The organism is Pseudomonas sp. 05N36 (assembly GCF_056397385.1).
The window spans coordinates 74,284-87,619 of the sequence record NZ_JBFTNH010000013.1 but is presented as its reverse complement, the minus strand read 5'-3'; the positions used below and the strand labels follow the sequence as shown (position 1 = coordinate 87,619).

The 13,336-nt window shown below is 59.7% G+C and carries 13 protein-coding genes; 9 read left to right on the top strand and 4 right to left on the bottom strand.

From position 1 onward, the window contains the following. Positions 1-78: 78 nt before the first annotated feature. Positions 79-1,293 carry an HDOD domain-containing protein gene (locus AC1DIH_RS17885; RefSeq protein WP_477772695.1) on the top strand — a complete coding sequence of 405 codons (1,215 nt, stop codon included), beginning with the start codon at positions 79-81 and terminating at the stop codon, positions 1,291-1,293. A 139-nt stretch (positions 1,294-1,432) separates the two neighbouring features. Here the strand turns inward: AC1DIH_RS17885 and AC1DIH_RS17880 are convergent, their stop codons facing one another. Together AC1DIH_RS17880 and desA are read right to left on the bottom strand one after the other, a co-directional pair. Beyond that, positions 1,433-2,422, bottom strand: coding sequence for a GGDEF domain-containing protein (locus AC1DIH_RS17880; protein WP_477772694.1), 990 nt, complete (start codon positions 2,420-2,422; stop codon positions 1,433-1,435). Between the two features lie 245 nt (positions 2,423-2,667). Then, complete coding sequence (desA, locus tag AC1DIH_RS17875) at positions 2,668-3,846, bottom strand: delta-9 fatty acid desaturase DesA (protein WP_477772693.1); 1,179 nt, start codon at positions 3,844-3,846, stop codon at positions 2,668-2,670. A gap of 148 nt (positions 3,847-3,994) precedes the next feature. Here desA and dibA point away from each other — a divergent pair, with 148 nt between their 5' ends. From dibA to AC1DIH_RS17845, 6 genes are all read left to right on the top strand, one after another. Next, entirely contained in the window at positions 3,995-5,920 is a 1,926-nt protein-coding gene (gene dibA / locus AC1DIH_RS17870) for a phosphodiesterase DibA (protein ID WP_477772692.1), read from the top strand. A 209-nt stretch (positions 5,921-6,129) separates the two neighbouring features. Beyond that, positions 6,130-6,312, top strand: coding sequence for a sulfur starvation response protein OscA (gene oscA, locus AC1DIH_RS17865; protein ID WP_007941032.1), 183 nt, complete (start codon positions 6,130-6,132; stop codon positions 6,310-6,312). A 75-nt stretch (positions 6,313-6,387) separates the two neighbouring features. Further along, on the top strand, positions 6,388-7,401 hold the full coding sequence (locus tag AC1DIH_RS17860; RefSeq protein WP_477772691.1) for a sulfate ABC transporter substrate-binding protein: 1,014 nt from the start codon (positions 6,388-6,390) through the stop codon (positions 7,399-7,401). A gap of 155 nt (positions 7,402-7,556) precedes the next feature. Continuing rightward, a complete protein-coding gene (gene cysT / locus AC1DIH_RS17855; RefSeq protein WP_477772690.1) occupies positions 7,557-8,375 on the top strand; it encodes a sulfate ABC transporter permease subunit CysT in 819 nt (272 codons plus the stop codon). A 13-nt stretch (positions 8,376-8,388) separates the two neighbouring features. Continuing rightward, positions 8,389-9,261 carry a sulfate ABC transporter permease subunit CysW gene (gene cysW / locus AC1DIH_RS17850; RefSeq protein WP_477772689.1) on the top strand — a complete coding sequence of 291 codons (873 nt, stop codon included), beginning with the start codon at positions 8,389-8,391 and terminating at the stop codon, positions 9,259-9,261. 3 nt (positions 9,262-9,264) lie between these two features. Further along, a complete protein-coding gene (locus AC1DIH_RS17845; protein ID WP_477772688.1) occupies positions 9,265-10,254 on the top strand; it encodes a sulfate/molybdate ABC transporter ATP-binding protein in 990 nt (329 codons plus the stop codon). Between the two features lie 116 nt (positions 10,255-10,370). Here AC1DIH_RS17845 and AC1DIH_RS17840 read toward each other — a convergent pair whose 3' ends face one another. After that, the gene (locus tag AC1DIH_RS17840; RefSeq protein ID WP_477772687.1) at positions 10,371-10,895 is read right to left on the bottom strand and encodes an Mpo1 family 2-hydroxy fatty acid dioxygenase; all 525 of its coding nucleotides are present in this window, start codon (positions 10,893-10,895) and stop codon (positions 10,371-10,373) included. 85 nt (positions 10,896-10,980) lie between these two features. Between AC1DIH_RS17840 and AC1DIH_RS17835 the strand changes: the two genes are divergently transcribed. Further along, positions 10,981-11,667: a Crp/Fnr family transcriptional regulator gene (locus AC1DIH_RS17835; RefSeq protein ID WP_477772686.1), complete on the top strand. Its 687-nt coding sequence runs from the start codon at positions 10,981-10,983 to the stop codon at positions 11,665-11,667. Between the two features lie 88 nt (positions 11,668-11,755). Next, entirely contained in the window at positions 11,756-12,121 is a 366-nt protein-coding gene (locus AC1DIH_RS17830; protein ID WP_477772685.1) for a response regulator, read from the top strand. A 132-nt stretch (positions 12,122-12,253) separates the two neighbouring features. On the opposite strand, the gene AC1DIH_RS17825 is transcribed toward AC1DIH_RS17830, so the two are convergent. Then, positions 12,254-13,258, bottom strand: coding sequence for an AraC family transcriptional regulator (locus AC1DIH_RS17825; protein ID WP_477772684.1), 1,005 nt, complete (start codon positions 13,256-13,258; stop codon positions 12,254-12,256). Positions 13,259-13,336 lie beyond the last annotated feature (78 nt).

Sequence of the window (13,336 nt, the reverse complement as noted above, 5' to 3'; positions counted from 1 at the left end):
GAAACACATCGGCGGCTTTTGCGCTGTATCGAATGGCCAGCATTGTCTAAGGTGCAAGCATTGTCTCGGAGTGAACTGATGACCGCTGTTGATTTACCGGCTGTACCGCGAGTGCTGATCGCCGAGGCTGACCCTTGGTCTCGAGACCTGCTCAAGCAGGTGTTGCTGCACGTACGCTGTGATGCGCGACTGGATCTGTGCGCTGATGGCCAGCAGGCGCTGGAGTTGTTGAGTGAACATCCCTATGACCTGGTGATCGCCGATTGGGAGCTTTCCGGTGTCGATGGCCTGGGTTTGCTGCGCAGCGTGCGTCAGCGGCGACGTAACCCGGTGTTGCCGTTCATTCTGATGAGCAGCCGCAACGACAGCGCCAGCGTGCGCGAGGTATTGCCGCTGGCCCCGACGGCCTATCTGACCAAGCCCTTGAACATGGAAGGTCTGACTCAGCGCCTGCAGGACTTGCTCCTGAGCGCCGGCCAGACGGTTTCCTGTGACGTTCCGACGCTGGCGCCCGGCATGACCTTATCGACCTTTCTTGAGCGTCGGCGTGAGTTGGCGGACGGCGCGCCGTTGCTCACAGATGTGCAACTGGCGGTCAAGCGCAGCCTGAACCCCAATGGCCTCGATCTGAAGCTGCTGGAAGAAGAAGTGCGCACTGACCCGCAGATCACTGCCGTGTTGATCGCCGCCGCCAACAGCGCCTCGCAGCACCTTGGCGATACCGTGCAGACCGTGTCCCAGGCCTTGAACCGCCTGGGCACCGGGCAAAGCATGAACCTGATCGTTGGCCTGGCCCTCAAGCGCAGTGCGAAGTTGAGTGATCCGTGCCTGGCCGATTACGCCGAGCGTTACTGGGAGCTGTCACTGCACACCGCCGAATACGGGCGGACCCTGGCGCGCTTGCTCGATCTTGATCAGGAGCGTTGCTATTGCGCCGGTATGCTCCATCGCCTCGGCGATCTGGCGCTGTTACGTTGCTTGCAGGAGTGGATACAGGCGGGAGGCGAACTGGACGAACTGGAAGAAGTCGGCGACGCGCTGGCTGAATTTGGCGCGGCCTATGGTTCGGCGTTGCGTACTCGCTGGCGGCTTCCGTTGGAGTTGCGAGAGCTGATTGCAGCGGTCTATCAGCTCGGTGGCGGGGTGTATTCCCGTGAAGCGCTGGTGATGAACCTGGCGGCGCAACTCGCTCGCCTGACCGAGCATGAAGGCGTTGAAGAGCTGGCCAAAAGCCGAACGGCGCGCCTGCTGAAAATCGGCCTGCCGGAATTGATGCGCCTACGCAAAAAGTAAGCCTGACACAAACCCTGTGGGAGCGAGCCTGCTCGCGATGAGGTGCTGACATTCACCATTGATGTTGGCAGACAGTCCGCCATCGTCGGATCGCCGCCCGGAGCAGGCTCGCTCCCACAAGGGGACGGTGTTGAGCCTGTCAGCCGGAGATGATCCGGTTCTTGCCCTGGCGTTTGGCTCGATACATCGCGGCGTCGGCGCGGGTGTAGAGGCTGTCGACGGTCGCATCTTCAGCCGTGAGGCTGGTCAGGCCCTGGCTGACGGTGATGCTGAAGGTCTGCCCGTCATGGCTGAAACTCAAACGCTGGATTTCCCGTTGCAGGCGCTCGGCGACTTGCCTCGCCATCTCTGGCGCGCAGCCGGGGAATACCGCTGCAAACTCTTCACCGCCAATGCGCCCGAACAGGTCACCACGGCGCAATGCAGCGCGCCCGCATTCGGCGAGCTGTTGCAGCACCTGGTCGCCTTGCTGATGGCCGTATGTATCGTTGATGAGTTTGAAGTCATCGATATCCAGCAACAGAAACGCCAGCGATGAACCTTGCAGGCGGGCCTGTTCGAACTCACGGCTGGCGCATTCGAAGAAGTGTCGACGGTTGCTGCTTTGGGTCAGCACATCGGTGCTGGCGAGGCGTTGCAGCTCGGTTTCCAGCTGCTTCTTTTCGGTAATGTCCTCGGCCAAACCGACCACGATCAACGGTTGCCCGGGTTCGGCCTGACGATTGATGAAGCACTTGTCGCTGAGCCAGCGCACCTGGCTATCGGCGGTGATGATTCGGTATTCGCGGTCTTCAACGGCGCCGTTTTCCAGCACTTGGGCCAGGCTGCGTTCGGCGTAGTCCAGATCGTCCGGGTAAACGCTGTCGCGCCACTGGCGATAGTCAGCCAGCAGCAGGTCGGTGGAGCGACCGAAAATCCGTTCATAGGCCGGGCTGACGTACAGCACCTGACGTGTTTCCCAGTTGAAAGCCCAGAGGATGGCGTTGACGCTGACCAGCAACGAGCTGAACAACTGCTCACGCTCGCTCAGGCGTGCAACTTCGCCTTGGGCATGCATCAAGGCCATCAAGGTTTGTGCGGCCTCGGGCCACTGTGGGTAGGGCAGGTCTTCCGGGTTCTTATTGACCATCGGCACAACTCTCAAAGGGCGTGCCGCAAGTTCGATAGCGGCCACAACAAAGCCCGCCTGGATGGCGAAGTGCTCTTTGAGATAGGGGATTTGAAGCTTAGTTCCCGCTTTTTGTGGCGAGGGAGCTTGCTCCCGCTGGGCGGTATACCGCCCCAATCTGGCGACTGCGTTTTGTCAGTTAAAACGTGTCGCCAGGATTGCGAATGCTCTGCATTCGAGCGCGAGCAAGCTCGCTCGCCACAGGGTCAGGCAGGGCGCAGCGAGTAGGTTTTCAACTGGTGGGCGAAGTCGCGCAGCGATTGAATACCACTGGCTTCGGCTTCGTGGACCCAATCCTTGATGGCCGCCAGCATGTCGTGGCCATTTGAGCTGGTCTTGATCCAGATCTGCTGCAAGGCCAGGCGTTTCTCGTAAATTACCTTCAGTGCGTGGCTGTGCTCGAGCATGGTCTGGATGCGCACATGGTGCTTGTCATCCAGCAGGCTGGTTTCACGCGAGAGCAGGCGCTTGGCGCGATGGAATTGGTGGCGAACCGAATGGTCGACCTTTTCCAGCTCTTGCTTGACCAGCGGACCGATCACCAGCTTGCGGTACTGGGCCATGATCTGGAAGCGGTTGTTGAGGATCGCCATGGCGGTGTCCATGTCCAGGCTGCCTTTGCCTTCGACGCGGTGGGCGATCGGCGCAACCCGCTGAACCTTGGCCAGGCGCAGGAAGCTGAAGACCTGGATCCACGCCCAGCCGAGGTCGAATTCCCATTTCTTCACCGACAGTTTTGCCGAGTTAGGGTAGGTGTGATGGTTGTTATGCAGTTCTTCACCGCCGATCAGAATGCCCCAGGGCACCAGATTGGTCGCCGCATCACGGCATTCGAAGTTGCGGTAGCCAATGGCATGGCCCAGGCCATTGACCACGCCAGCGGCCCAGACCGGGATCCACATCATCTGGATGGCCCAGACGGTGATGCCGATGGTGCCGAACAGCAGCAGGTCGATGACGGCCATGATCGCCACACCCAGCAGCGGATAACGGCTGTAGAGGTTGCGTTCGATCCAGTCTTCAGGGCAGTTCTTGCCGTAAATGCGCAGGGTTTCGGGGTTCTCCGCTTCGGCGCGGTACAGCTCGGCACCTTTGCGCAAGACCGTGGACAGGCCTTTGATCACCGGGCTGTGCGGGTCGTCGACGGTTTCGCATTTGGCGTGATGCTTGCGGTGGATGGCAGTCCACTCGCGGGTGTTCTGCGCCGTGGTCAGCCACAGCCAGAAGCGGAAAAAGTGTTTAAGACCCGCATTGAGCTCAAGGGAGCGGTGTGCTGAATAACGATGCAGATAAACCGTGACGCCCACGATGGTGATGTGGGTCATTAACAGGGTGACTGCCACCAGTTGCCAGGGCGACAAGCCGAGTAAACCTTCGTACCACATAGGCTGTATGGCCCTCGATAAAGAAAAAAACAGCTGGCGCATTATCACTCAGCACACAGATAAAACCAGTCGCGCTTTCAGATAAGAGTGGCTGGATGTTTCTTTAATCTATAATTCCAACCTTTTTTGTAAGGCCATGGATGACCGAATGTCTGCTTCTTATCGCGATGCCCTGCGTGCAGCGCTGCTCTACTTGGTGTTTTCTGTCGTTTGGCTGAAATTCACTGGTTATTTATTAACCAATTTATTCGATGAATCCGCTGATCTTCAGCGATGGCAACTGATCAACGGTTATGTCTGGGTGGTACTTAGCGCTGGGTTTATCTTCATCGCCCGGGCTCGTTTGCTGTGTTTTCTCGGAGTCGGCGCCAAATTACGCCAGCGAAACGAAGATCGCGCACGATTGCGCCAGGCGCAGGCGGTGTTCGATTGCACGCGAGAAGGGGTATTGGTCACTAACCGCCAGGGGGTGATCGTCCACGTCAATCGGGCCTTTATGGACATCACCGGTTATCAGGCCGAAGAGGTGTTGGGCCAGAGGCCCAGCCTGTTCAAGTCCGGCCATCATCCGTCGGATTTCTATCAAGCGATGTTCCAGAGCCTGAACCGCACCCGCGAATGGAGCGGCGAGATCTGGAACCGGCGCAAAAGTGGTGAAATTTATCCGCAATGGCAGACCATCCGGGTCATTCACGATGACGATAGCCAGCTCAGCCACTATGTGGCGGTGTTTTCCGACATCAGCGCAATCAAGAACTCCGAGCACGAACTCGCGCATCTGGCGCACCACGACCCGCTGACCGACCTGCCCAATCGTCTGCTGTTCAGCGATCGCGTCGAGCAGGCGCTGGCCTCGGCGCAGATCCACAAGCGTGGATCTGCGTTGCTGATGATCGATCTGGACCATTTCAAGATGATCAACGACAGCCTCGGGCATAACGTTGGCGATCAATTGCTCAAAGCGGTGGCAGTGCGTCTGCAAGGCATGTTTGGCCCCGGTATTACATTGGCGCGTTTGGGCGGCGACGAGTTTGCCGTGCTGGCCGAGAACTGTCCGCAAGTGGTGCAGGCGGCCGCGTTGGCACAGCGGATCATTGAGGGTCTGAAAGAGCCATTTGTCATGGGTGCTCACCCGTTGTTCATCAACGCCAGTGTCGGTATCAGCCTGTTCCCCAGCGACGCGCTGAGCGCCGAACAATTGCTGCGCAATGCCGATTCGGCGTTGTTCAAGGCCAAGAGTTCGGGGCGCGACGGTTATGCCTTGTACACCGAGGAGTTGACCGCCCACGCCCAGCACCGGGTCGAGATGGCCTTCGAGTTGCGCCGCGCACTGGAGCAGCAGGAGTTGCGGGTGTACTACCAGCCGGTGCACGACCTCACGACCTGCCGTTTGATCGGCGTTGAAGCGCTGGTTCGCTGGCAACATCCGCAGCGCGGGTTGGTGCCGCCGGGGGAGTTCATTCCGATTGCCGAACGCACCGGGTTGATCGCCGAGATTGATGCCTGGGTGATGCAACAGGCCTGTCAGCAGATGCGTGCCTGGCAGAACGCCGGGGTGGTGTTGTCGTTTGTTGCGGTGAACGTTTCTACCCGCCTGTTTGCCCGGCGTGAACTGTTTGAGCGGGTTGCCCAGGTGCTGCACGACACAGGACTGGACCCGGCGTGCCTGGAACTGGAAGTGACCGAAAGCGCAGTGATGGAAGATCCGGAAGTCGCGCTGGAACAAATGCATCGTCTGCGCGAACTGGGCGTGCGGCTGGCCATCGATGACTTTGGTACCGGTTATTCATCGTTGCTGCGGCTCAAGCGTCTGCCGGTGCAGAAACTCAAGATCGACCAGGGCTTTGTCGCTGGCCTGCCGTTGGATGAGGACGATGCGGCGATCGTTCAAGTGATCATCGCCCTCGCGCAAAGCATGGGCATGCAGGTGCAGGCCGAAGGCATCGAGCAGGTCGAGCAGGCGGCGTTTTTGCTCGAGCAGGGTTGTGATCTGGGCCAGGGTTACTGGTTTGGTCGACCGATGCCGGCGCATGAGCTGGACTGGACGCGAGCGCCAGTGATTTTTCAGCACTGATCGCTCCCACGCTCTGCGTGGGTAACGCCGCCCGGGACGCAGAGCGTCCCTTCGCGATCAATAACAGTCCGCGTGGGAACGATCGGTCTTTCAGTTATATAAACATTCTTAAATAGTATTTTTAAGAATATCTGCGCCTCTCTACTATTGCCCTCACGCCGTAAGCAGTGCCGCCACTGCCAGGCACATCTCATTGAAGGAGCAGCACCATGAGCGCATCTCTACGTAGCGTTGACGGCCAGGACGAAGCCACCATTTTGCGCGAGATCCAGAGCGCATTGCGCGATCTGCGCTTTGGGGCAGTGGAGATCACCGTGCACAACGCGCAGGTGGTACAGATCGAACGCAAAGAGAAATTCCGTTTGCAGAACCCAGGCAACAAGCCGAGCTGAAGCACTACTCAACGGGCAACCCGATTCCGGAAAACCATAAGAACAGCCAACACAAAAGAATTCAGGAGCTGCACCATGTCGTCGATTCGCCGTTACGCTTTGGCCGCTCTGGCCAGCGCTATTTTTACAGGTGTCGCGGTTGCCAAGGATTACGAACTGCTCAACGTGTCGTACGACCCGACCCGCGAGCTGTATCAGGACTACAACGCCGAGTTCATCAATTTCTGGAAGAAAGAGCACGCTGGCGACAACGTGAAGATCCAGCAATCCCACGGTGGTTCGGGCAAACAGGGCCGGGCGGTGATTGATGGTCTGCGGGCCGACGTGGTGACCCTGGCCCTGGCCGGTGACATCGACGAAATCGCCAAACTCGGCAAGACCCTGCCGGCCGACTGGCAAAAGCGCCTGCCGGACGCCAGCACGCCGTATACCTCGACCATCGTGTTCCTGGTGCGCAAGGGCAACCCCAAAGGCATCAAGGACTGGGGCGACCTGACCAAAAACGGTGTTGAAGTGATCACCCCGAACCCGAAAACCTCCGGCGGTGCGCGCTGGAACTTCCTCGCGGCCTGGGCCTATGGCCTGAAAGCCAACGGCGGTAACGAAGCCAAGGCCAAAGAGTACGTGCAGACTCTGTTCAAGCACGTCCCGGTACTCGACACCGGCGCTCGCGGTTCGACCATTACCTTCGTCAACAACGGCCAGGGTGACGTGTTGCTGGCCTGGGAAAACGAAGCCTTCCTGGCGCTGAAAGAACAGGGCGGCGCTGACAAGTTCGATATCGTCGTGCCTTCGCTGTCGATCCTCGCCGAACCACCTGTGGCGGTCGTCGACAAGAACGCCGAGAAGAAGGGTAACGAGCAAATCGCCGAAGCCTACCTCAAGCACCTGTACAGCCCGGCGGGTCAGGAAATTGCTGCGAAAAACTTCTACCGCCCGCGTGACAAGGACGTGGCCGCCAAGTACGCCAAACAGTTCCCGACCCTGGAGCTGGTGACCATCGACAAGGATTTCGGTGGCTGGAAATCCGCCCAGCCGAAATTCTTCAATGACGGTGGCGTGTTCGACCAGATCTATCAGGCGCAGTAACCTGACTCACCACTAGCCTGATGCTCAGGCACATATCTGTGGGAGCGAGCCTGCTCGCGAAGAGGGGGATATCAGTCAACATTCATGTCGTCTGATACTCCGCTTTCGCGAGCAGGCTCGCTCCCACATTGATGCGTTCTCAACCAGGGACTTTTATGTCGCGTCGTATCTCCCCCGTCATACCCGGCTTCGGGCTGACGCTGGGCTACACCTTGGTGTACCTCAGTCTGATTGTGCTCATACCTTTGGCGGCGATGTTCGTGCATGCCGCTCAACTCACCTGGGATCAGTTCTGGGCAATCATCTCGGCGCCACGGGTGCTGGCGGCGTTGCAGCTCAGTTTCGGCACCGCGCTGTATGCCGCGATCATCAACGGCATCATCGGCACGTTGCTGGCCTGGGTGCTGGTGCGTTACACCTTCCCCGGACGCAAGATCATCGACGCGATGATCGACCTGCCGTTCGCATTGCCGACGGCCGTGGCCGGTATTGCGCTGACGGCGTTGTACACGCCGACCGGTCTGGTCGGGCAGTTCGCCGCGGACCTGGGGTTCAAGATCGCCTACACACCGCTCGGCATCACCCTGGCGCTGACCTTCGTCACGCTGCCGTTCGTGGTGCGTACGGTGCAGCCGGTACTGGCCGACATCCCGCGGGAGATCGAAGAGGCCGCCGCGTGCCTGGGCGCCAAGCCGTTGCAGGTGTTCCGTTACATTCTGATGCCGGCGTTGCTGCCTGCGTGGCTGACCGGTTTTGCTCTGGCGTTTGCCCGTGGCGTCGGTGAGTACGGCTCGGTGATTTTCATCGCCGGCAACATGCCGATGAAAACTGAAATCCTGCCGTTGCTGATCATGGTCAAGCTCGACCAATACGATTACACCGGCGCTACCTCCATTGGCGTGCTCATGCTGGTGGTTTCCTTCGTCCTGTTGCTGCTGATCAACTTGTTGCAGCGGCGCATCGAAACCCCATAAGGAGGCGCGGAAAATGTCCCAATCGTCTATTGCCGCTGCGTCTTCGGCCAATGCTGCGCGCCGTGGCAGCGCCGTTTCACGGCGGATTCTGATCGGCCTTGGCTGGCTGATTTTTGCGCTGTTCCTGCTGCTGCCGCTGTTCATCGTGGTGTCCCAGGGCCTGAAGCTTGGCCTCGGTGCGTTTTTCACCGCGATCTTTGAACCCGATGCCTTGTCGGCCTTGAAGCTGACCGTCATTGCGGTGCTGATTTCGGTGCCGTTGAACCTGGTGTTCGGCGTCAGCGCGGCCTGGTGCGTGAGCAAATACTCGTTCCGTGGCAAGAGCATGCTGGTGACCCTGATCGACTTGCCGTTCTCGGTATCGCCGGTGATCGCCGGTCTGGTCTACGTGCTGATGTTCGGTGCCCAGGGGATTTTTGGTCCATGGCTGCAGGACCACGATATCCAGATCGTCTTCGCCTTGCCGGGCATCGTGCTGGCGACGATTTTCGTCACCGTGCCGTTTGTGGCGCGTGAGCTGATCCCGTTGATGCAGGAGCAGGGCACGCAGGAAGAGGAAGCTGCGCGGTTGCTGGGTGCCAACGGCTGGCAGATGTTCTGGCACGTGACCGTGCCGAACATCAAGTGGGGCCTGATCTACGGCGTGGTGCTGTGTACCGCGCGGGCGATGGGTGAATTCGGTGCGGTGTCGGTGGTGTCCGGGCACATTCGCGGGGTGACCAACACCCTGCCGCTGCACGTCGAGATCCTCTACAACGAATACAACCATGTCGCCGCGTTTGCCGTTGCGAGCCTGTTGCTGATCCTGGCGCTCTTCATCCTGCTGCTCAAGCAGTGGAGCGAAAACCGTATTAACCACCTGCGCGCCAGCGCCGCGGAGGAATAACTCATGTCGATCGAAGTCCGTAACGTCAGCAAGAACTTCAACGCGTTCAAGGCGCTGAACAGCATCAACCTGGACATCCAGAGCGGCGAGCTGGTGGCTTTGCTTGGCCCGTCCGGCTGCGGCAAAACCACTTTGCTGCGGATCATCGCCGGCCTGGAAACCCCGGACGCCGGCAGCATCGTGTTCCATGGCGAAGACGTCTCCGGCCACGACGTGCGTGATCGCAACGTCGGCTTTGTGTTCCAGCACTACGCCTTGTTCCGCCACATGACCGTGTTCGACAACGTCGCGTTTGGCCTGCGCATGAAACCGAAAAACCAGCGTCCGAGCGAAAGCCAGATCGCGGTCAAAGTCCATGAGCTGCTGAACATGGTGCAACTGGATTGGCTGTCGGATCGTTATCCGGAACAACTCTCTGGTGGTCAGCGCCAGCGCATCGCCTTGGCCCGTGCCTTGGCGGTCGAGCCGAAAGTCTTGCTGCTCGACGAACCTTTCGGCGCGCTGGATGCCAAGGTTCGTAAAGAGCTGCGGCGCTGGCTGGCGCGGCTGCACGAAGACATCAACCTGACCTCGGTATTCGTGACCCACGACCAGGAAGAGGCGATGGAAGTGGCCGATCGCATCGTGGTGATGAACAAGGGCGTGATCGAGCAGATCGGTTCACCGGGCGATGTCTACGAAAACCCGGCCAGCGATTTCGTCTACCACTTCCTCGGTGATTCGAACCGCCTGCATCTGGGCGACGACAATCATGTGCTGTTCCGCCCTCACGAAGTGTCGCTGTCGCGCACCGAACTGGAGGACCATCACGCGGCGCAAGTACGCGATATCCGTCCGCTGGGTGCGACCACCCGCATCACCTTGAAGGTCGAAGGCCAGAGCGAACTGATCGAAGCTGAAGTGGTGAAGGATCACGACAGCCTGACCGGGCTGGCCAAGGGCGAGACGCTGTTCTTCAAGCCCAAGGTCTGGCAGAAAGTCGCCAACCTCTAAGAGCATCGTCGGAACGCCGCCCGGAGCAGGCTCGCTCCCACAATGGACCGGTGCTGACCACAAATCCTGTGGTCAACCGAAAACCCTGTGGGAGCGAGCCTGCTCGCGATGGCGTCCTACGCCGCAGCACGTTTCCGATTGATCCGCACTCCACCAACCCGCGCCTCGATCTGCTCTTTCAGCTCACGCCGCAACCCCAGCAAAAACGCCAATTCCGCCACCACAAACAACGGCCCGACGATCAACCCAGTCACATCGTCGACAAACGCCGGTTTGCGTCCTTCGTAATGATGGCCGACAAACTGAATCGCCCAGCCGACCACAAACATCGCGATGCCGCTGCTCAACCAGAGCAGAGTACCGTGCGCTGCGAGAATCTGGCCTAGCCAAACGGACAGGCCCAGCAGCACTGTCATCACCCCGCCAAGGCGTATTTCCAGGCGCAAATAGAACCACGCCGACGCCAGTGCCAATAGCACCGCAGGAGTCAGCCAGAGCCCGGCCACCGGCCATCCTGGCCGTGACAGCAACACCGCGACGGCGACCACGATCAGCGGAATGCCAATGAAGTGGCTGGCGATGTTGCGCGGGTCACGGTGGTACGCGGCGTATTGACTGAGGTGGTCAACGAGGCTTTTCATTGTTATTCCTCCTGTAGGGATCTCGATCATGCCCTGCGGTCCGTCGTTGCTCTGTCAGCCAGACGACAATCATCTTGGAGTTTTCATGGATATGCAGGCCTGGCGGTCACGCCTGATGAAGGGGCAATGGTTCAGCCATTTGCCGTCCTTGTTACAGGATAGTCTGCTGTCCCTGGCCCGCGTGCGGCGGCTGTCGCCGGGGCAACGGCTGTTCAAGCGCGGCGATCCGCCGTGTGGTCTGTACGCAGTGCTCGAAGGTGCGATGCGCGTGGGCGCCGTGAGTGAGCAGGGCAAGGAGGCGTTGTTGAGCCTGATCGAGCCGCCGCACTGGTTCGGTGAAATCAGTCTGTTCGATGGCCAGCCACGCACCCATGACGCCTATGGCGTGGGCCACTGCATTTTGTTGCACGTACCGCAGGCAGCGCTGCTCGGTATGCTCGAAGAACAGCCACACTATTGGCGACAGCTGGCTTTGCTGATGAGCCATAAATTGCGCCTGACGTTCATCAATCTCGAACAGCTGACCTTGCTGCCGGCCCCGGCCCGCGTGGCGCACCGCTTGCTGATGATCGCCGACGGCTATGGTGAGATCGAACCGGCACGCCGTACTTTGCAACTGCCACAGGAGCAGTTGGCGTTGCTGCTTTCGCTGTCGCGGCAGACCACCAACCAGATCCTGAAAGACCTGGAGAGCCAGGGCATTCTCAACCTGAGTTATGGCGAGATCGAGATCCTCGATGCAGGGCGGTTGCGGGCGATGGCGGGTGTTTGAACCCGTCACCTCATCCGAAATACCCGTTAGTGATGGGCTTTGTGCACCAAGGCGCCTAGCCTGTGGTGATGATTATTCGAGGTGTGCCATGCGTTTGCTGTTAGTGGAAGACGAACCCGAGACCGCGAAACATCTGGCCCAAGGCCTGAGCGAAGCCGGTTATGCAGTGGATGTGGCGGACAACGGCATGGCCGGGCGACGCTTCATCGAAGCGGGTGAGTACGATTTGATCATTCTCGATGTGATGCTGCCCGGCCTCAACGGTTGGCAGCTGTTGCAACAGATCCGCCAGCTCGGTGCAACGCCGGTGCTGTTCCTGACCACCCACGATGGTATTGAAGACCGGCTGCGCGGGTTGGAGCTGCATGAGGATGACTACCTGCTCAAGCCGTTCGCCGTGAGCGAGCTGGTGGCGCGGGTGCGCAAGTTGCTACGCCGTGATCGGGGGCGGTAAGAGAGCGATGGTTTTTTAGTGCCTGTTCAATGGCTATCGCGAGCAGGCTCGCTCCCACAAAGTTGACGCTATTCCTGTGGGAGCGGGCTTGCCCGCGATGAGGCCAGCAAAACCGGCGCAAATCCCGAAGCTTTACCGCAACCCATCCCGAAACTGCCCCGGCGTCATCCCGGTCCAGCGTTTGAAGGCGCGGCTGAAGCTGCTGGTGTCGGCAAACCCGAGCAGATAGCTGATTTCGCTCAGCGAGCACTGCGGGTCTCGCAAGTGCTGCAGTGCCAGATTCTCACGACACTCATTGAGCAATGTATCGAACCGGCAGCCTTCGTCCGCCAGGTGCCGTTGCAGGCTGCGCAAACTCAAGTGCAAGGTCTCGGCGATACGTTCGGCGCTGGGTTCGCCTTCCGGCAGTTGTGCTTCGATGGCATCGAGCACCTTGCGCTCCCAGGTCAGCAGGCGCAGCTGCGTCAGGGCGCGCTTGAGTACGGTTTCGTTGTGTTCGGCGAGTTCCGGGTTGGCGTCATCCAGATGGCTTTCGAAGTCTTCGATGGAAAACTCCAGCCGGTCTTCGTCAGCGGCAAAGAAGATCGGCGCGCGGAACACTGCGTGCCATTGTTTCGGGTCGGCCGGTTCCGGGCGACGCAGGTACACCGCCAGCGGCGCGTAGTCCCGGCCCAGACGGTTGCGACAGGTGCGCACGTAGATCGCGGCGAAGGCGTCGATCGCTTCCCGTGCTGGCGCCGGGCTGCCTTCAGGCACCTTGAGGGTGAAGCAATAACGATCTTTGCCACGGGTCAGTTCCAGGTCCAAGGCGTCGCTGATGACCTGGTGATACCGCACGATGCGCTCGAACACCTCGCGCAGACTGCCGCTGGCCACCAACGCATAACCCAGCGCGTGGAAGGTGGTTGGACTGACGAATCGCGATACCCGCAAACCAATCGCCGGGTCGCCGCTGACCTCAACGGCCAGTTCCCACAGTCGGGTGGTGGCCGATAACGGATAGCGGGCGTTCGGGTCGTCCATCAGTTGCGGGTCGAGCCCGGCTTGCAGGCACAGCGCGTTGCTGTCGAGGCCGAGGGCGTCGAGTTGTTTGCGCAATGCGCGGGTCCAGCTGGCGAGGGAGGTGGGTTCAATCATGATGATTGGCGCTTCCGGTCAACAGGTTGGCGTTCACAGCTAACGCCCGAAGCAATCGCACAGGGCAGGATGCGAACA